Genomic DNA, 18,455 nt, shown 5'->3' with positions numbered 1-18,455 from the left:
GTGGATATGGCCCGTGAGCTGCCCAAACGCTGCCCGTGATCATGCAGAAGTTCGCGGAAGCCTGTGCTGAGCAGGGAATATGCCATTCGTGATCATGCAAAAGCTCGCGCGGTATGGGGCCGGCCTGGCGCTTCATGTTGCGTGATCATGCACTCTCGAAGTGCATGATCACGCAACATGCCCTCCCAGTTCGTACGGCACGGCGCCGAACTTCTGCATGATCACGGTTCACGTTTGCCCAGGTCGTCGGGCATTCTGCCGAACTTCTGCATGATCACGCATTGGGTTGGGGCAGCTCATGGGGCATGCCTGCGAACTTCTGCATGATCACGCCCAAGGGTTTTGCATCACGCCCAAGGGTTTTGCATCACGCCAAAGGGTTTTGCATCACGCCCAAGGGTTTGCGTGATTCCCAAGGGGGTTTGTGATCAAGCCTCGGCGATCTTGGTGAGGAGGGCTTCGAGGGTTGTGTCGTCGGTCGCGGGGGCCATCACGGTCACCCGCAGATGGCGGACTCCGCCGATCTCGGCCGACGTCAGATGGAAGGAGCCGTCGTCCATCAGCCGCTCCCTGACGGCGGCCTGGTCGGCCGTGCCGTACCGGAAGCAGACGATGTTGGTCTCCGGCTCGTACGGAAAGTCGAACCCGGGCCTGTCCCTGCCCAACTCCCAGAACCGGTGGGCCGTGTCGTACTGCCGGGCCACGAAATCGCCCATGCCCTTCTCCCCGAGCCAGGCGAGATTGAGGAAGATCTTCAGCCCAAGACCGGCCTTGGTGCACTCCACGGTGCGGCCGACCAGGTCGAATCCCTGGTCGCCGTAGAACAGGTAGCTCGCCTGCTGCCGGAAGGCGGCGTCCAGGTCGGACTCCCTCCGCGTGAGCACGGCGGCGGCCAGGCCGGCGGTCCGCAACATCTTGTGCGCGTCCCAGATGACGGAGTCGGCCAGTTCGATGCCGTCGAGCAGATGCCGGTGCCGTTCGCTGAGCAGTGCGGAGGCCCCGTGCGCGCCGTCCACGTGGAGCCAGACGCCGTGCCGCGCGCAGACCTCCCCGATGCCCCTCAGATCGTCGTAGAGCCCTGAACTGGTGGCGCAGGCTCCGGCGACGACCGCCATCACCCGGCGCCCGAGGCGGCGCGCCCGATCGAGGGCCGCCGGCAGGGCGGCGACGTCGATCCGCCCCAGGCCGTCCACGTCGAGGGGCAGCACCGCCTTCTCGCCCATCCCGAGGATCGCGGCGGCCCGGGTGACCGAATAATGCGCGGACGGCGGGGCCAGCAGCACGAGGTCTCCGGGGACGCCGTCGGTCCACGCGTCGGGCGCGACGTGGGCCCGCGCCGCCAGCAGGGCGGTCAAGTTGGCGAGCGAGCCGCCGTGGGTGAGCACGCCGCCGCCCGTCTCGCCGAATCCCACGGTGGCGAGCATCCAGCGCAGCACCTCGAATTCGACCGTCGCGGCCGAGGCGCCCATCTCGTAGATCGCCATGGGATTGTTGATCGCGCCGTGGACGAAGTCGGCGAGTGCGGCGGGGAAATAGGGCGCGGCGGTCTGGTGCCCAAGGTAGGCCGGATGGTGCAACCGGGTGCCCTCGTCAAGGTAGTCGCGAAGGAAGTGCCGGTACGCCTCGGGCGTCATGCCTCCTTCACGGATCCACCTGGCCAGACCGAGCTTGTCCGCCAGCTCCCGCGGCGGCCGGCGGCGCAATACCGGCGGCACCCCGTGCTGGCTGTCGTCCACGTAGGCGCCCAGCTCGTCAACTGTCGCCCCGGCCGCTTCGGCGAACTCTTTCATGTCCCACATCAGATTCGACTCCATGTGAGGATGATGGCCGTGACAAGCGGAAAGACGCCATAGATACCGAACTCTGAGGCGGAATACACCATGAACGGCGAACTGGATTCGACGGACCGGGCGATTTTGCGGGAGCTGCAGAACGATGCGCGCCTGCCCAACAAGGACCTCGCCGAACGTGTGGGCGTCGCGCCCTCCACGGCGCTGGAGCGGGTGCGCGGCCTGCGCCGGCGCGGCCTGATCACCGCGTTCCGGGCGGAGGTGGACACCAGGGCGCTCGGCCGCTCGCTCCAGGCTCTTCTCGCCCTGCGCGTACGGCCGCACACCAGCCAGCTGGTCGATCCGCTCCGCACGTTCGTGCTCGGGCTGCCGGAGACGATCGCGCTGTTCCACGTGGCCGGTCCGGAGGATTTCCTCGTGCACGTCGCGGTGCCCGACGCCGACCATCTGCACCGGATGATCCTGGAACGCATCCTCGTCCGGCCGGAGATCATCCACCTGGAGACGACTCTCATCTATCGGACGGAGCGCCAACCGATCCAGCTGCCCGTGGACTGATCCCCCGGCTCCGGCTCCCTGAGGGGTGGGGTTGGCACGGATCAGGCACGCGCGTACGGCAGGATTGGGGGTATGGCAGCGGACTTCTCTCGACCTGGATCCCTGTACGGCGCCGTGGACCTCGGCGCGCGCAAGCAGGCTCTGGATGCGCAGGCGCGGCGCGAGGCCGAAGGACCGGGCGCGACCCCGGACGTCATCGAGGCCACTGCGGCCACCTTCAACACCGACGTCGTGGAGCGCTCGCTGAGCGTTCCGGTGATCGTCGAGGCGACGGTGCCGAGGGCCGAGCAGGTCCAGCCGTTCAGCCGGGTCATGGAGAAGCTGGCCGCCGAGGCCGCCGGCGCGTGGCTCCTCGCCCGCGTCGACGTGGAGACCAATCCCGAGCTCGCCCAGGCCCTGCGCATGCGGACCATCCCCACCGTCTATCTGGCGGTGCAGGGCCAGCTCATGCCGCTCTTCGAGGGCCCTCTGCCCGAGGCGCAGCTCCGGCAGGCACTGAACCAGGTCTTCGAGCAACTGGGGGTCGAGCTCGCCGCCCCCGCTCCCACGGAGGAGCAGGAGGAGGAGGCCGAGTACGTCGACCCCGATCTCCAGGCTGCCGACGAGGCCATGGAGAAGGGCGACCTCGACGCGGCGACCGCCGCCTTCGAGCGCCTGCTGGCGAGGTCGCCGGGCGACGAGGCCGCCAAGATCGGCCTTGCCGGGGTCGGCCTGCTGCGCAGGACCCAAGACCTGGACGCGGCCGACGTCATGCGCCGCGCCTCCGCCGACCCCGCCGACGTCGACGCGAACATCCAGGCGGCCGACCTCGAGACGCTCGACGGGAAGGTCGACGACGCCTTCGAGCGGCTCGTCGCGGTGGTCAGGCGCACGAGCGGCGCCGACCGCGACAAGGCCAGGCGTCACCTGCTGTCCCTTTTCGAGGCGCTGCCCACCGACGACCCGGCCGTCTCCAAGGCCCGGCGCAGCCTCGCCAACGCGCTCTTCTGATCACAGGCGGGCCGCCTCCGTTCGACGGGCGCACGCGTGGAACTCGTCATGCCGTCCCCGGCTGTCGGCTGAATCACACTCCCGGGGATGGCACGATGGAGTACACCCATGAAGCCGTCGAGCCGGGTGCGACAGCCTGACGTGCGACCGTCGAAGCCAGCCCCCGAGCGAGCACGGCAGGAAGAGCCCGCAAAGGAGCGGATTGCCGTGGCCACCGTGCCGAGCGTTTCATACTCGATCACCGTTCGCCTCGAGGTGCCGGCGGGGGGTAAGGCCGTAAGCCTGCTCACCCACGCGGTGGAGAACGCCGGAGGCGTGGTGACCGCCCTCGACGTCACCAACGCCGGCCACGAGAAGCTCCGGATCGACGTGACCTGTGCCGCCAAGGACACCGACCATGCTCAGGCGATCGTGGACAGCCTGGGTGCGGTCGAGGGGGTCACGATCCACAAGGTGTCGGACCGGACCTTCCTGATGCACCTCGGCGGCAAGATCGAGATGCAGTCGAAGGTTCCGCTGCGCAACCGCGACGAGCTGTCCATGGCCTACACCCCGGGTGTGGCGCGGGTCAGCCTGGCCATCGCCCGCAACCCCGAGGACGCCCGCCGCCTCACCATCAAACGCAACTCGGTCGCCGTGGTGACGGACGGCTCGGCCGTACTGGGCCTGGGGAACATCGGCCCGGAGGCCGCCCTCCCGGTGATGGAGGGCAAGGCGGCGCTGTTCAAGAGGTTCGCCGGCATCGACGCCTGGCCGATCTGCCTCGACACCCAGGACATCGACGAGATCGTGCGGACCGTCCAGGTGATCGCCCCCGGGTTCGGCGGCATCAACCTGGAGGACATCTCCGCGCCGCGCTGCTTCGAGGTCGAGCGCAGGCTGCGCGAGCTGCTGGACATCCCGGTCTTCCACGACGACCAGCACGGCACGGCGATCGTCGTCCTGGCGGCGATGACCAACGCGCTGAAGGTCGTGCGCAAGGAACTGTCCGAGGTGCGCATCACGCTGGCGGGCGCGGGAGCGGCCGGAACGGCCGTGCTGCGGCTGCTGCTCGCGGCGGGAGCGCGCAACGTGGTCGTGTGCGACTACCTGGGCGCCGTCCACCTGGGCCGGGACGACCTGGACGAGTCGCTGCGCTGGATCGCCGAGCACACCAACGAGGAGGGCTACGCGGGTGACCTGCGGGGCGCGGTGAAGGGCGCCGACGTCTTCATCGGGGTGTCGGCACCCGGAATCCTCACCGGCGACGACGTGGCGTCCATGGCGAAGGACGCGGTGGTCTTCGCCCTTGCCAACCCCGAGCCCGAGATCTCTCCCGACGAGGCGCGCGAGCACGCCGCGGTGGTGGCCACCGGCCGGTCCGACTACCCGAACCAGATCAACAACGTGTTGTCCTTCCCGGGCGTGTTCCGCGGGCTGCTCGACGCCCAGGCGAACCAGGTCACGCAGGAGATGCTGCTCGCCGCCGCCAAGGCGCTGGCCGCGGTCGTCACCGACGAGGAGCTGGGGCCGAACTACATCATCCCCAGCGTCTTCCACCCGGACGCGTCCAACGCGGTGGCGGCGGCCGTACGGGAATCAGCGGGCGGAAAGGCGCGTGGTTTCACGGAAGCATGATCATCCGTCACGCTGAGATGACAATGATCATTACAAAGAGTGATGCGCCGGAAGCGAACCGGGGCCGACGTGCATGAATCGCCGTTCCTCCCTCATGATGGGAGTATGGCGGAAGCGATCTACGTCGGCCGGCTCCTCGTGGCGACGCCTCTGCTCGACGACCCCAACTTCCGGCGCAGTGTCGTGTACGTCCTCGAGCACGACGAGAACGGCGGCACGCTGGGCGTCGTCATCAACCGGCCGAGTGAGGTCGCGGTGACCCAGGTGCTGCCGTCGTGGGACCCGCTGGTCACCGGTCCCTCCGTGCTGTTCGAGGGCGGGCCGGTGCAGACCGACAGCGCCCTGGCCCTGGCCGCGGTGCTCAGCGGCGAGGAGCCGCTCGGCTGGCGCCGCCTTCGCGGCAGGTCGACGTCCCGGCTGGGCACGGTGGACCTCGACGCGCCACCGGAGATCCTGGCCGGGGAGATCTCGCAGATGCGGATCTTCGCCGGGTACGCGGGCTGGACGGCCGGGCAGTTGGAGAGCGAACTCGAGGAAGGCGCCTGGTACGTCGTCGACTCCGAGCCGGGCGACACCTTCAACTCCGACCCGGCCAGGCTGTGGCGCACGGTCCTGCGCCGCCAGCAGGGCGACCTCGCGCTCGTCGCGACCTTCCCCGACGACCCCCAGCAGAACTAGACCGGCCCCCCGTACGGCCCGGCCGGGCCGTACGGGGAACCGGGCCGGCGGCCCGTATGCCGTACGGAGGGCCGCACCCGCCGGACGGGGCGATCTCAGGCGTCGCCGGACGGTGAGACGTCGGCCGGGGGCAGATCCCAGCCCGGGCGGAACGACCCGTCGGCCAGCGTGAGCACGTCCTCGAGGCGCTTGGCCATGACGTCGAGATGCTGCTTGCCGCTGCCGAAGCAGATCATCCCGATACCGGTGAAGACCGACACGACGAACTGCGGCAGCAGGTCGTCGGCGCCGACACCCTGTCGGCGCGCGACCTCGGCGACGAGCCTCTTCTCGTTCTCCATGAGCAGACGCATCTGCCCGGCCAGCAGGGCGGAGGTCGACTCGGTCAACTCTCTGGCCTTGACGAAGCGCGCGGCGTCCGCCGGATCCACGTCCTGCAGCGCCCCCACCATGGAGCGCATCGCCTGGCTGAGGGCGGTGTACGGCGGCTCGCTGTCGGGGCGGGCCGCCAGGTCGCCGAGGAAGATCTCCAGGCTGTCGGCGAAGAGGGAGAGCGCCACCTCTTCCTTCGACGCGAAGTAGCGGAAGAACGTGCGCGGAGACACGTCGACCTCGGCCGCGATCTGGTCGATCGTCGTGGCCTCGTACCCCTGCGTGAGGAAGAGGTCGAGAGCGGCGTCGATCAGGGCGTTTCGCGTCTGCACTTTTTTGCGCTCGCGCAGACCCACAGTTGTCACCTGCTCGAAACTGGTAGTTCACATGATGTCAGATGTCACCGTATGTCGGATAAAACAATTTGTCATCTGTCATGGGCTGACATAAATTACCTGACGGCACCTTGTGCTCAATCACGGTGACTTCGTGACGGTGCTCTTATACCGCGACTTCTCACGCAGTTCCTAAGGGGGACCCACTCATGGCTCAAACGGTGGCTGTACAGCCGGAAGCGCGCGAGGGGGGTGGTCAAGGGCATGCATGGCTGACGCTGCTGGCCGTCTCGCTCGGCGTCATCATGGTGATGCTCGACGGCACGGTCGTCGCGATCGCCAACCCGGTCATCGGCGTCGACCTCAAGGCGTCCTTGTCCGACCTCCAGTGGATCACCAGCGGCTATCTGCTCGCGCTGGCGGTCTTCCTCATCACCGCCGGGAAGCTCGGCGACATCTTCGGCCACAAGAAGATCTTCCTCATCGGCGTCGCCGGCTTCGCCCTCACGTCGCTGGCCATCGGCCTGACCTCCTCCGTGGGCATGCTGATCGCCTTCCGCGTGCTCCAGGGCCTCTTCGGAGCCCTTCTGCAGCCGGCCGCCCTGGCCCTGCTGCGCTCGGCCTTCCCCGGCGAGCGGCTCAACATGGCGATGGGCGCGTGGGGCGCGATCATCGGCCTGTCCAGCGCCGCGGGCCCGATCGTCGGCGGCCTGCTCGTCGAGAACGTGAGCTGGCAGTCGGTCTTCTTCATCAACGTGCCGGTCGGCGCGGCGGCGCTGATCTTCGGTCTGCTGGTGCTGAAGGAGGGCAGGGCCGGAGCGCTGTCGAAGATCGACTGGCTCGGCGTGGTGCTGCTGTCGGCCGCGATGTTCGCGCTGGTCTGGTCGATCATCAAGGCCCCCGAGTGGGGCTGGGGCGACGTCAAGACCATCGGCTTCCTGGTCGCGGCCGCTGTGGTCGGGGCCGTGTTCGTCTTCTGGCAGGGCCGCGCGAGCGAGCCCCTCCTGCCGCTCAGCCTGTTCCGCAACGTCTCGGTCTCCATCGGCACCGGCCTGATGATCCTCATGGCGTTCTCGATGTTCGGGGCGATGTTCTTCCTCACCTTCTTCTTCCAGGGCGTGCACGGGCTCACGCCGCTGGAGTCGGGCCTGCGGATGCTGCCCATGAGCGCGGGCATGATCGTGGCCTCGCCCATCGCGGGCGTCCTCATCGGCAAGATCGGCCCGAAGATCACCATTGCGAGCGGCATGCTGATCACCGCCGTCGCGATGTTCCTGATGTCGCGGCTCAGCGTCGAGGCGCAGTTCATGGACAGCGCGATCCCGTTCGTGCTGCTGGCCTTCGGGCTGTCGCCGGTCTTCGTCGGCGCGACCGAGATCATCGTGGGCAACGCCCCCGAAGACCTCAGCGGCGTCGCGGGCGGCGTGCAGAACTCCGCCATGCAGGTCGGCGGCGCGCTCGGCACGGCCGTCCTCGGCGCTGTCGTGGCGGCCAAGGTGTCGAGCGTCTTTCCCGGCTACCTCGGCCCGGCCGCCGCGGGCGTTTCGCCCACGCAAATGGAGGGCCTCAAGGCGCTGGCGTCGATCGGCGGCTCGCCCCAGGGCCTCAGCGGGGATGCGGCCGCGCTCATCGCCAGGGCCTCGCACCTGTCCTTCATGGACGGCCTGCACCTCGGCTTCCTGGTGAGCACCGGCGTCGCCGTCCTCGCAGCGCTGCTGGCGCTGTTCGTCAGGGCGGGCCGCAAGACCGAGGGCCCCGCCATCCACGTCGGCTGACCCGCGCCGATCTTCCTCTCGTACGGCTCCCGCCCGCGCTCGGGTGGGAGCCGTACGCCGTCGGAGGCCCGCGGGCAGGCGTCCGAACTCTGTGCGATCAGTAGACTCGGTATTCGTGAGCAGCACGAAGATTCTTCCCGAGAGCGACGTCACCCCGAGGACGTCGCACGGCGACGGTGATCACGAGCGGTTCTCGCACTACGCCGACAAGAACAAGATCACCGAGAGCTATGTGACCGGCGCGCCGGTCCGCGCGCTCTGCGGCAAGGTGTGGGTGCCCAGCAGGGACCCGAAGAAATACCCGGTGTGCCCGGAGTGCAAGGAGATCTATGAGGGTCTCCCCAAGGGCAAACCTTCCGACGACTGAGTGTCGCACCGAACTGATCGCTCCCGCGACGGCTAACGTCGGGCTCCTGACGAGCCCGAACGGGGGAGCGAATGGCCCGCTGCGCGACAGCCGTCCTGATGGCATGCCTGTTCACGCTGAGTGCCCTCCCCTCCGGTTCTCCTCCGAGTGCCCGGGCCGACGCCAGGTCTGACCGTACGGCAGGGAGGGCCGGCGATCCTGCGGAATGCGTCACCGATGACTGGCGCAGGGCCGCCCGATCTCGACGCGCGGGCGGCCTCACGCACGCCGCCGAGCCGGGCGCGCCCGGCCCGGACGAGACCGCGCGCATGTCGGCCGACCTGCGCCGCCGGCTCGGCGAGGAGGGCGGTGCGAGCCGTGTTCCCGCCACCGGCGAGATCGTCGTTCCGCTGTGGGTGCACGTCATCAAGGACGGCGCCCTAGGACTGCCCGACCCCGGCGTGAAGCGGCAGGTGGACACCCTCAACGCGGCCTACGGCGGGAAGATGGGCGGCGTCGACACCGGGGTGCGCTTCGTGCTCCAGGGCATCACCCACACCGACAGGCGGGACTGGTTCCGCGAGCCGCTGGCCAACGAGGAAGCCATGAAGACCGCGCTGCGCAAGGGCGGCGCGGAGACGCTCAACCTGTACATCGCGCAGCTCGGCGAACTGGTCCTCGGCTACGCGACCTACCCGTACTGGTACCAGGGCGAGCCGGCCATGGACGGCGTGGTCATCGACTGGCGCAGCGTGCCGGGGGGCCCGTTGCGCAACTTCGACAAGGGCTACACCGCCGTCCACGAGATCGGCCACTGGCTGGGCCTTCTGCACACTTTCGAGAACGGGTGCACGCCGCCCGGCGACGCGGTCGACGACACCCCGCCCGAGTCGATGCCGACCACCGGCTGCCCGCCGCGCAAGGATTCCTGCCCTCTCCCCGAGGAGGATCCGATCCACAATTTCATGGACTACGCCCAGGACCGGTGCATGACGCACTTCACGGCCGGGCAGGCGCTGCGGATGCGCCAGATGTGGAACGTGTACCGGCAGCAGAAAGTCCCGCTTGCCTAGATCCGATAGCAATGCCCTGATCTTCGTTGACGATGTACGGTCTCTGTGAGTAACTGCCACAGCAGCGCTCATGGTGACCGGGGTCGCGTCTGATCTCATCCGGCGCCGATGCCGGGCCGGTCCTACGGGCGCCCGGCTCGGCGGGCTCCTGGAGGCTTTGTGAACGATCAGTGGACGCGCCGCGTCTGGCCGCCCGCCGAGGACGACGCCCCTCTCACGGACTCTCGCCCGTCAGGCCGCCTGGATGCACGGCCGGACCCGGCTGAGGGCGGCGACGACCTGCCGCCCTCCGCCGTCTGGTACGGCACGCCGATCGAGCCGCCCCGCCGCATGCCACGCTGGCTGCAGCGCCTGCTGCTCGGCTGGGCCGCGCTGGCCGTGGCCGCCGCACTGATCAGCGCGGTCGTCTTCGTGATACTCAACCGGGCCGACACCACGCCTCCGACGATGGTCGCCGACCCGCTGGCCGGGGTCTCGTACGCGTTGCCGCCGCAGTGGACCGAGGGAGTGGTCGCGCCGGTGACCGGATTCACCTCCGTCGCCGCGTTCGGCGACCGGGCGACCGTCATGGCACGGCCCGAGGAGCACGTCGACCCCGCACGCCTCGGCCCCGCCGTCGCCGAGCTCAGCGACCTCTACACGCGACTCTTACTTCACGGTGACAAGGTCGAGGTGGTGGACGACCGCGCGGTCACGATCAACGGGCTGCCCGCCCACACGAAGGCGGTGCGGGCCGAATACCGCGACGTCGTCAATCAGCCGGCGTTCATGAGGGTGACGTTGCTCACCCGCTCGGATGGCAAGACCACGGTTCTGCTCGGCCTGGCCCATCCCGACGACCCCCGCATTCGGGACGAGATCGAGGAGCTGATGTGGGGGGCCCGCTGACCTTCAGGGGCTTTCTTTCCGTGTCCGCCAACCCTGGCGCCGATGTCCGGTCGTGGCCCCTTATTTATCGTACGGCTTGATATAGCTGATTAAGCGGGAAAGGTCTCGCTGTATCGGCCGAACTTTGTGCCGTGTGCGTTCTCATGATTGCCGCTATAGGCGTACAAGAACCATTCGGGTGGCCGAGAGGCGGGATATCGGGGGATGCCCTAATCAGCTGGGCCGCTTTGAGATATGCGTAATATCAGTTTGCTGGTATCCGATAAATGGCGCGCCGCCCAGGGTTCCCCTGACAGATATCTTCGAGGTCGCATCGCTCAAAACGCGGTGGACCGGAAAGTCGAATCTCACCATGGGGGGAAATCAAATTGATTTCTCGTAGGACCAGCTCGGTTTCTCGTTCGCGTGGCGCCGGCCGCGCGCTGATGCGGGCCGCCGCGGTGGCGGTGACCTGTGCAGCCGTGGGTCTGTCCGGCGCGATCGCAGCGAACGCCTCCAACGGTGGTGACCAGGCGCAGGCCAAGATGACGGACGCGCGCAAGCCCGTCGTCTACCCGCGCCTCGGCACGACGAACATCGTTACGAGTTGGGGGGGCGCGCGGGGTGGTTGCATGTACAACCCGCCGACGTGCGTCCCGCGACGGACGGACGTCCTCACCGGGACGGCGCGCCAGGGCGTTCCATGGGTGCACTCCCCAACCCCGGTCAACGGCGGCCAGTCGGCGGGGTGGGTCAACCTGTCTGCAGTGTTCCCGGGTTTCGTGTACGACATCTCCGTGGCGCCGGCCCCCTCTGGCAGTCCGTTGGCGGGGCCGGCTCACCCGCCCATTCAGGGCACAGGGATTCCCGGGGGTCTGGTGAGGGTGACTGTGCGCAAGGCGGACGGCAGCATCTTCTACGCCGACTGTGCAACCAGCGTCATCGCTACGCTGGCGCCGCGAACCTGCACTGCGGAAACGCTTCGCTCCTGAGAGCCGGCGTGACCAACTAGCAAACCAGGGCGGACACCCCGGATGCCGATCGGCTCCCGGGGCTGTCCGCCTTGGTTGCTCAGGCACCGGTGGTCGGCACCGTTCCCGTGGCAGCGCCGGCCCGCAGATGTTATCGCAGCATCCGTTTCGACCGGCCGCCCTCTTGTGAACATGAAATATCAGCTGAAATTGAATGTGAGAGCATCATAAGGAACTACGCCCAACGCAGTGTTGCCCGTATGTGGATGCCCACAAATGTGAAATAATGACATTTATGAATAAAGCAGACTGCGTTGGCCGGCGTTATCGGTAAAGCGATAAGTGAGAGACAAGGGAGATCAGGGCACGGCCGGGTCCTGCCGGCCCCGGCGTGTGCACACGCGGGGTCGCCTCGCTCCTCCTCGCACGCGGCACCCCGGCATGGCGGGGCCTCCTCCGAGGGCATGAATTTCGGGCTCCGATCCGGCCGGGTCGGTGCGTCTTGTCGGTCGGTCCCACTACCCTGAGGTCACTGTGAGGGAGCGAACCGATAGAGACAACAGAGTCCATGCGAGGCCGGGGAGGCGTCGTTGAGCGTTTCGGCCGCGTCCCACCTCTCCCCGTCCTATCCCGATCGCGCCGCCTGGGGCACCGCACCGAAACTGCGTGCGTGGCAGCAGGAGGCGTTCGACCTCTATCTCCAGCGTGAGCCACGCGACTTCCTGACGGTCGCCACGCCGGGAGCCGGAAAGACCACCTACGCTCTGCGGATCGCAAGCGAGCTGCTCAGCCGCGGCATCATTCGGGCGGTCACGATCGTCACGCCCACCGAGCACCTGAAGCGCCAGTGGGCCGACGCCGCGGCCAAGGTGGGCATCGGCATCGACCCCGAGTTCAAGAACAGCCAGGGCGCGACCTCCCGCGACTACATCGGCGTCGCCATCACCTACGCCCAGGTCTCGATGCATCCCGCGCTCCACCGCGCCCGCACCGAGGCGCGCAAGACGCTGGTCATCTTCGACGAGGTCCACCACGCGGGCGACTCCAAGTCGTGGGGCGACGGCGTGCGGGAGGCGTTCGAGCCCGCCACGCGCCGCCTCGCCCTGACCGGCACGCCCTTCAGGTCCGACGACAGCCCCATCCCCTTCGTGTCCTACGTGGAGGACGGCGAGGGCGCGCTGCGCAGCGCCTCCGACTACTCCTACGGGTACGGCCCGGCGCTCGCCGACGGCGTCGTCCGCCCGGTGATCTTCCTGGCCTACTCGGGTGAGATGAAATGGCGCACCCGGGCAGGTGACGAGATCGCCGCAACCCTCGGCACCCCGCTCACCAAGGATCAGCTCTCCCAGGCGTGGCGGGCCGCGCTCGACCCCAAGGGCGACTGGATCCGGCAGGTCATCCACGCGGCCGATCGGCGGCTCACCGAGGTCAGGCGGGGCGTGCCCGACGCGGGCGGCCTGGTCATCGCCACCGACCACGAGTCGGCGCGCGCCTACGCTCGACACATCCGGACCATCACCGGTGAGGGCGCGCAGATCGTGCTCTCCGACGATCCGGGCGCATCCAAGAAGATCAAGGATTTCTCCACCTCCGAGGCGCGCTGGCTGGTCGCGGTCAGGATGGTCTCCGAGGGCGTCGACATCCCCCGCCTGGCGGTCGGCGTCTACGCCACGAGCATCTCCACCCCCCTGTTCTTCGCCCAGGCGGTGGGCCGCTTCGTGCGGGCCCGCAAGCGCGGGGAGACCGCTTCGGTGTTCCTCCCGTCGGTGCCCCTCCTCATGGGGCTGGCCGCCGAGATGGAGGCCGAGCGCGACCACGTGCTCGGCCGTAAGAAAGACGAGGACGGCCTCGACGACCTGCTGCTCGAACAGGCCCAGCAGGAGAAGAAGCAGCCCGACGCCCTGGGCGACGAGCTGCCCTTCCAGACACTGGAAGCGTCGGCGACCTTCGACCGGGTGCTGTTCGACGGCGGCGAGTTCGGCACCGCCGCCGCGCCCGGCTCACCTGAGGAGGAAGACTTCCTGGGCCTGCCGGGGCTGCTGGAGCCCGACCAGGTGGCCTCGCTCCTGCGCAAGCGCCAGGCCGACCAGCAGGCCGCCAGACGCAAGGCCAAGCCCGTGGAGGAGGAGCAGGCCCTCGCCCCGCACGAGCTGCTTCACGAGCTGCGCAAGGAGCTCAACGGCCTCGTCGGGGCGTGGAACCACCGCACCGGCCAGCCGCACGGCGTGATCCACGCCGAGCTGCGCAGGTCCTGCGGCGGTCCCGCGATCGCCCAGGCCTCCGCCGAGCAGATCCGCGAGCGCATCGCGATGATCCGGAAGTGGGCGGCCCAGCGCAGGTGACCCGACTGAAGGGGCCAACGGGGGAGGAGAGGGATCTTTTCGGTGCGAGGTGGTGAAAATCACCGCGGCATGCGATAGAAGATCACTTGCACTGCACCGACTCTTCTTGAGGTACGCGTGAACAAGCTCCTGCGCCTTGTGGCGGCTCCGTTCCTCGCGGCGGCCGTCATGGTCGCCGCCCTCTCCACCCCCGCAAGCGCCGACACCGTCGACAGCGATCCGCAGATCGCCGCCGAGTGGCAGACCGCCTGGGACACCTACCACTTCTCCGACACCACGCCCCCGGCTCCGGGGTCGGGGCGGAGCCGGGTCACGACCAGCATCTCCGTCACGATCGACGCGTCCATCAGGCACGTCTTCGACGCCTACTCCAACATCAACAACCACATCGGCAGGGCCGCGTTCCTCAAGCGGGTCGTCACCCACAAGGACTACTACTACTGCGGCCTGCGGTACATCGACTTCACCGCCATCGAGGACGTGCCCTTCGAGGGCACCGTCGTGAGCCTGAAGACGCATGCGCAGCAGCGGATCAATCGTGACCGCTTCTTCTACGAGACCGACACCTGGTCGGAGCCCAACGTGGTCACGCACCAGAAGATCACCTTTGTGAAGGCGGCCGGTGGCAAGACCACGGTCACCGAGCGCCTCACCTTCGACGCGGACGCGTCGCTGATCGACTTCGTCGTCGCTAACGGCGTCGCCTCGCACCAGCAGACGCAGACGGCCGTCAAGCAGGCGATCGAGAGCGGCCAACTCTGAACATCGTCACGTGGCGGGGCTCCTCGCCGAGCGAGTCCCGCCACGCCTGAACGACGCACGACGACCTAGGCTCCCCGCCGCTCCGGGATCCGGTGACCGGTTCTGGCGTCCACCGCCACGTACTGGGAACGCGGGCGCAACGGCGGGCTCAGCCGCAGTTCGAGCGAGGCCAGGCCGCCCGCCACTTTCACGGGGAGGATGCGCGCCCCCTTGTGGTGGGCGGCGCCCTCGCGCAACCAGATCTGCAGTCGCCGCCCGTCAGGGTGCAGGGCGACCGAAGCCGTCCCGCATTCGTCCGGGGAGGCCGCCCAATAGACGGTCATGCCGTCCAGCCCCGTTTCGCGGCGCGAGAGCCGTACGGAGGAGGGGGACAGCGCGCGGGTGGCGCAGGGGCGCGCACGAGGGGACGGCGTGGGAGGAGCGCTGGGGGACGGGGTCGCACGCGCGGCGATGTGGGTCGCCTGCCCGTGCTCCTGGTGCTCTTCGGCGATGCCGATCAGCACCGTTCCCGTCTGCAATCCCACGAGGGTCAGGGCCGCGATGACACGGGCGGTCCCGCCGCGGTCGCGGCCGAACAACATCCAGACGCACAGCGGTGTCAGGACGAGCCAGGAGAGACCGAGCACCAACGCGAACATCGAGGCTGCCAATCACGAGGAGTATGTCGCTCTCCGTAATACACCCATGACGCATGGTGGTGAAGGTATTGAACGTCACATGACCGCGAAATCAGGAGCGCACGATGGGCGTGCCCTCGAGGGTGACGCCCGCGGCCGACAACTCGGCCAGCGCGGCGTCGGTCGTCTCCCTGGCGACTCCGGCGGTCAGATCGAGCAGCACGCGTACGGCCAAGCCGTGGCGCACGCCGTCGAGCGCGGTCGCCCTGACGCAGTGGTCGGTCGCGATGCCGACGACGTCGATGGCCTCCACGCCGTTGTCGCGAAGCCACGGACCGAGACCGGCGCCCGTCGGGCCGGTGCCCTCGAAACCGCTGTAGGCGGCCTGGTGGGCTCCCTTGCTGAAGACCTCCTCCACTGCCGTGGTGTCGAGTGCCGGGTGGAAGCGGGCGCCCGGGCTGCCGACCACGCAGTGGGCGGGCCAGCTGTCCACGTAGTCGGGCTCGGCGGAGAAGTGCGCCCCCGGATCGATGTGATGGTCGCGGGACGCCACGACGTGGTCGTACCGGCTCGACCTGACGTGGCCGCTGATCGCGGCGGCGACCTCGGCGCCTCCGTTGACGGCGAGGCTGCCGCCCTCGCAGAAGTCGTTCTGGACGTCGACGATGACGAGCGCGGTTCTCATTGGGTCTCCTGTCCTGCCGGCGGGGGAATCCCGGCTCGGCTGAAGACGGTTCAGCTGAAGACGGTGGGGATGGCCGGATCCCCGTCGGAGAGGCTGTGCGCGGAGGGCGGAAGCTCGGCCAGGGTGGCCTGGTGGCGCTCGCGCGCGGCGTCGAGAGGCTCCCTGCCGACCACCTGGCCGTCGCGCACCAGCTCGGCCAGGAGCGCCCGGCCCTCGCCCTCGGCGGGGGCGCAGGTGACGATCTCGGCCGTGGCCGTGGCCTTGGTGACGCTGCGATAAGCCCACTTGCGGCCGCCCTTGCTGGGCTTGCCGACCGACCGTTTGGCGACCGGCTGGAGGCGCCCCGACGCGTCCTCCCTGGCGACCAGCTTGTAAACGAGGTTGGCCGTGGGATGTCCCGAGCCCGTGACCAGGGCCGTGCCCACGCCGTACCCGTCCACGGGAGCGGCGGCCAGCGCGGCGATGGCGAACTCGTCCAGGTCGCCGGTCACGATGATCCTGGTCTTGGACGCGCCGAAGGCGTCGAGCGTCTTGCGCACGTCCAGGGCCGCGGCGGCCAGGTCGCCCGAGTCGATCCGGACGGCTCCCAGGTCGGGCCCGGCCAGCTCCACCGCGGTCCGTACGGCTTTCGCCACGTCATAGGTGTCGACGAGCAGGGTGGTGTCCTGGCCGAGAGACTGCAGCTGGGCCCGGAACGCGTCCTCCTCCGAGTCGTGGAGCAGGATGAACGCGTGCGCGGCCGTGCCCGCCGTCGGCAGGCCGTAGGTGCGGCCGGCCATGAGGTTGGAGGTCGAGGAGAAGCCGCACAGGTAGGCGGACCGGGCCGCGGCGACCGCGGCGAGCTCATGTGTGCGGCGCGAGCCCATCTCGATCAGCGGCCTGCCGCCCGCCGCGTGTGACATGCGCGACGCGGCGGACGCGATCGCGCAGTCATGGTTGAGGATCGACAGGACGACGGTCTCCAGGATCACCGCCTCGGCGAAGGTCCCCTCCACCACCATGATCGGCGATCCGGGGAAGTAGGCCTCGCCCTCGCGGTAGCCGTACACATTTCCGGAGAACCGGTAATCGGCGAGAAACGCCAGAGTCGGCTCGTCGACGATGCCCGACAGGAATTCCAGGTCGTCGGGGGCGAAGCGGAACGACTCCAAGGCGTCCAGCACCCTGCCGGTCCCAGAGACCACCCCATATCGCCGCCCTCCGGGCAGCCTGCGGGCGAACACCTCGAAGACCGCCCGCCGACGCGCCGTTCCGGCGGCCAGCGCGGCCTGAAGCATCGTCAGCTCGTATTGATCGGTCAGCAGGGCAGTGCCCATGGTCGTCCGCACGTGTCGAAGACTACGACCGTCGTGGTGCAGGATGGTCCTATGGGTGGTACCGCTCCGGCCGAGGTGGAGCGTCCGCTGTCGGACGTTCGGCCAGACCTGCCATGGCTGACCATTGTCTGGAATGATCCAGTCAATCTGATGTCCTATGTGACGTATGTCTTTCAGTCGGTCTTCGGCTATCCACGGGTCAAGGCTGAGAAGTTGATGATGGACGTCCATCACAAGGGCAAGGCCGTGGTCGCCAGCGGCACCCGCGAGGAGATGGAGCGCGACGTCCAGATCCTCCATTCGTACGGCCTGTGGGCCACGGTGCAGCGGGACTCCTGACGTGGGCGACGTTTCGAGGGAGTGGGAGCCGGGCCGATGAGCACGGGTTTCAAGGCGTCGCACGCAGGGGTGACGATCAGGCTCGACGCCGGCGAGGTGTCCATCCTGGTCTCGCTGGTATCGCAGATCCTCGGCCTCGTCGAGCCGGGCGCCACCGGCGACGATCCGATCGAGCGCGCGCTCGGGATCGGGGCGTCGGCCACGCCGCCGTCCGATCCGGTGCTGGCCAGGCTGTTCCCCGCGGCGTACGCCGATGACGAGGCGTCCGGGGAGTTCCGGCGCTACACCGAGGCGACGCTGCGCGAGGGGAAGCGAGCCGACGCCACGATGGTCCTGGAGACGGTCGAACCGGGCGAGCTGGAGCTCACCTTCGAGCAGGCCCAGGCCTGGCTGCGGGCGATCAACGACGTACGGCTCGCGCTCGGCGTGCGCCTGGAGGTCACCGAGGAGGTGCACGAGGAGATCGCGGCCATGTCCGAGGAAGATCCGCGATATCCGGCCTACGTCACCTACGACTGGCTGACCTACCTGCAGGACACGCTCGTCCGGGCGCTTTGGTAGTTTTCCCGCATGCTGACGATCTCACGTGAGCTGGTCGACGCGATCGTGGCGCACGCCCGCGCGGACCACCCTGACGAGGCATGCGGTGTGGTGGCCGGGCCTGAGGGGTCCGACCGGCCCGAGCGGTTCATCCGGATGGACAACGCCGAGCGTTCCCCGACGTTCTACCGGTTCGACTCCCAAGAGCAGTTCCGGGTCTGGCGCGACATGGACGACCGCGACGAGGTGCCCGTGGTGATCTACCACTCGCACACGGCGACCGAGGCCTACCCGTCGCGTACGGACATCAGCTACGCCTCCGAGCCCGACGCGCACTACGTGCTGGTCTCGACCGCGTTCGACGATCCGCAGTTCCGCTCCTACCGGATTCTCGACGGCGTCGTGACCGAGGAGGACGTGAAGATCGTCGAGGCCTACGGCTAGACTTGCGTCATGCCTCGCGAAGACGCCCTCACCGTGCC

18 protein-coding genes are annotated in these 18,455 nt (G+C 68.6%); 13 read left to right on the top strand and 5 right to left on the bottom strand.

All coding sequences use genetic code 11. From position 1 onward, the window contains the following. Positions 1 to 428: 428 nt before the first annotated feature. Complete coding sequence (locus tag Pth03_RS23475) at positions 429 to 1,814, bottom strand: pyridoxal phosphate-dependent decarboxylase family protein (RefSeq protein ID WP_203946520.1); 1,386 nt, start codon at positions 1,812 to 1,814, stop codon at positions 429 to 431. A gap of 66 nt (positions 1,815 to 1,880) precedes the next feature. Between Pth03_RS23475 and Pth03_RS23470 the strand changes: the two genes are divergently transcribed. From Pth03_RS23470 to Pth03_RS23455, 4 genes are all read left to right on the top strand, one after another. After that, a complete protein-coding gene (locus Pth03_RS23470; protein WP_203946519.1) occupies positions 1,881 to 2,348 on the top strand; it encodes an Lrp/AsnC family transcriptional regulator in 468 nt (155 codons plus the stop codon). Positions 2,349 to 2,420: 72 nt separating this feature from the next. Further along, a complete protein-coding gene (locus Pth03_RS23465) occupies positions 2,421 to 3,338 on the top strand; it encodes a tetratricopeptide repeat protein (protein ID WP_203946518.1) in 918 nt (305 codons plus the stop codon). A 207-nt stretch (positions 3,339 to 3,545) separates the two neighbouring features. Next, positions 3,546 to 4,955 (top strand): NAD-dependent malic enzyme, encoded by a 1,410-nt coding sequence (locus Pth03_RS23460; protein WP_203946517.1) that lies wholly within the window; start codon positions 3,546 to 3,548, stop codon positions 4,953 to 4,955. 105 nt (positions 4,956 to 5,060) lie between these two features. Continuing rightward, on the top strand, positions 5,061 to 5,633 hold the full coding sequence (locus Pth03_RS23455; protein ID WP_203946516.1) for a YqgE/AlgH family protein: 573 nt from the start codon (positions 5,061 to 5,063) through the stop codon (positions 5,631 to 5,633). A 95-nt stretch (positions 5,634 to 5,728) separates the two neighbouring features. Here Pth03_RS23455 and Pth03_RS23450 read toward each other — a convergent pair whose 3' ends face one another. Next, positions 5,729 to 6,370: a TetR family transcriptional regulator gene (locus Pth03_RS23450; RefSeq protein ID WP_203946515.1), complete on the bottom strand. Its 642-nt coding sequence runs from the start codon at positions 6,368 to 6,370 to the stop codon at positions 5,729 to 5,731. 179 nt (positions 6,371 to 6,549) lie between these two features. Here Pth03_RS23450 and Pth03_RS23445 point away from each other — a divergent pair, with 179 nt between their 5' ends. The 6 genes from Pth03_RS23445 (at position 6,550) to Pth03_RS23420 (ending at position 14,476) form a co-directional block, all read left to right on the top strand. Further along, a complete protein-coding gene (locus Pth03_RS23445; protein ID WP_203946514.1) occupies positions 6,550 to 8,115 on the top strand; it encodes a DHA2 family efflux MFS transporter permease subunit in 1,566 nt (521 codons plus the stop codon). Positions 8,116 to 8,230: 115 nt separating this feature from the next. Continuing rightward, on the top strand, positions 8,231 to 8,482 hold the full coding sequence (locus tag Pth03_RS23440) for a DUF3039 domain-containing protein (protein WP_203946513.1): 252 nt from the start codon (positions 8,231 to 8,233) through the stop codon (positions 8,480 to 8,482). Positions 8,483 to 8,580: 98 nt separating this feature from the next. After that, positions 8,581 to 9,534, top strand: coding sequence for a zinc metalloprotease (locus tag Pth03_RS23435; protein WP_203946512.1), 954 nt, complete (start codon positions 8,581 to 8,583; stop codon positions 9,532 to 9,534). 159 nt (positions 9,535 to 9,693) lie between these two features. Then, the gene (locus Pth03_RS23430) at positions 9,694 to 10,422 is read left to right on the top strand and encodes a hypothetical protein (protein ID WP_203946511.1); all 729 of its coding nucleotides are present in this window, start codon (positions 9,694 to 9,696) and stop codon (positions 10,420 to 10,422) included. Positions 10,423 to 11,962: 1,540 nt separating this feature from the next. Next, a complete protein-coding gene (locus Pth03_RS23425; RefSeq protein WP_203946510.1) occupies positions 11,963 to 13,714 on the top strand; it encodes a DEAD/DEAH box helicase in 1,752 nt (583 codons plus the stop codon). A 117-nt stretch (positions 13,715 to 13,831) separates the two neighbouring features. After that, the gene (locus Pth03_RS23420) at positions 13,832 to 14,476 is read left to right on the top strand and encodes a hypothetical protein (RefSeq protein WP_203946509.1); all 645 of its coding nucleotides are present in this window, start codon (positions 13,832 to 13,834) and stop codon (positions 14,474 to 14,476) included. Positions 14,477 to 14,541: 65 nt separating this feature from the next. Here the strand turns inward: Pth03_RS23420 and Pth03_RS23415 are convergent, their stop codons facing one another. From Pth03_RS23415 to Pth03_RS23405, 3 genes are all read right to left on the bottom strand, one after another. Beyond that, on the bottom strand, positions 14,542 to 15,126 hold the full coding sequence (locus Pth03_RS23415; protein WP_203946508.1) for a hypothetical protein: 585 nt from the start codon (positions 15,124 to 15,126) through the stop codon (positions 14,542 to 14,544). A 79-nt stretch (positions 15,127 to 15,205) separates the two neighbouring features. After that, positions 15,206 to 15,778, bottom strand: coding sequence for a nicotinamidase (locus Pth03_RS23410; RefSeq protein WP_203946507.1), 573 nt, complete (start codon positions 15,776 to 15,778; stop codon positions 15,206 to 15,208). A 50-nt stretch (positions 15,779 to 15,828) separates the two neighbouring features. Further along, a complete protein-coding gene (locus Pth03_RS23405; protein ID WP_275413180.1) occupies positions 15,829 to 17,106 on the bottom strand; it encodes a nicotinate phosphoribosyltransferase in 1,278 nt (425 codons plus the stop codon). 39 nt (positions 17,107 to 17,145) lie between these two features. Here Pth03_RS23405 and clpS point away from each other — a divergent pair, with 39 nt between their 5' ends. From clpS to Pth03_RS23390, 3 genes are read left to right on the top strand one after another with little or no spacing between them, the layout of a single operon-like run. After that, positions 17,146 to 17,433, top strand: a complete 288-nt coding sequence (gene clpS / locus Pth03_RS23400; RefSeq protein ID WP_203946506.1) for an ATP-dependent Clp protease adapter ClpS — start codon at positions 17,146 to 17,148, stop codon at positions 17,431 to 17,433. Between the two features lie 36 nt (positions 17,434 to 17,469). Further along, positions 17,470 to 17,994 (top strand): DUF2017 domain-containing protein, encoded by a 525-nt coding sequence (locus Pth03_RS23395; RefSeq protein WP_203946505.1) that lies wholly within the window; start codon positions 17,470 to 17,472, stop codon positions 17,992 to 17,994. A 9-nt stretch (positions 17,995 to 18,003) separates the two neighbouring features. After that, positions 18,004 to 18,417: a M67 family metallopeptidase gene (locus tag Pth03_RS23390; RefSeq protein WP_203946504.1), complete on the top strand. Its 414-nt coding sequence runs from the start codon at positions 18,004 to 18,006 to the stop codon at positions 18,415 to 18,417. Positions 18,418 to 18,455: the final 38 nt, after the last annotated feature.

Source organism: Planotetraspora thailandica (assembly GCF_016863335.1).
GTDB classification, from domain to species: domain Bacteria; phylum Actinomycetota; class Actinomycetes; order Streptosporangiales; family Streptosporangiaceae; genus Planotetraspora; species Planotetraspora thailandica.
The sequence above is the reverse complement of the archived record's forward strand: the minus strand, read 5'-3'. Positions and strand labels throughout refer to the sequence as shown.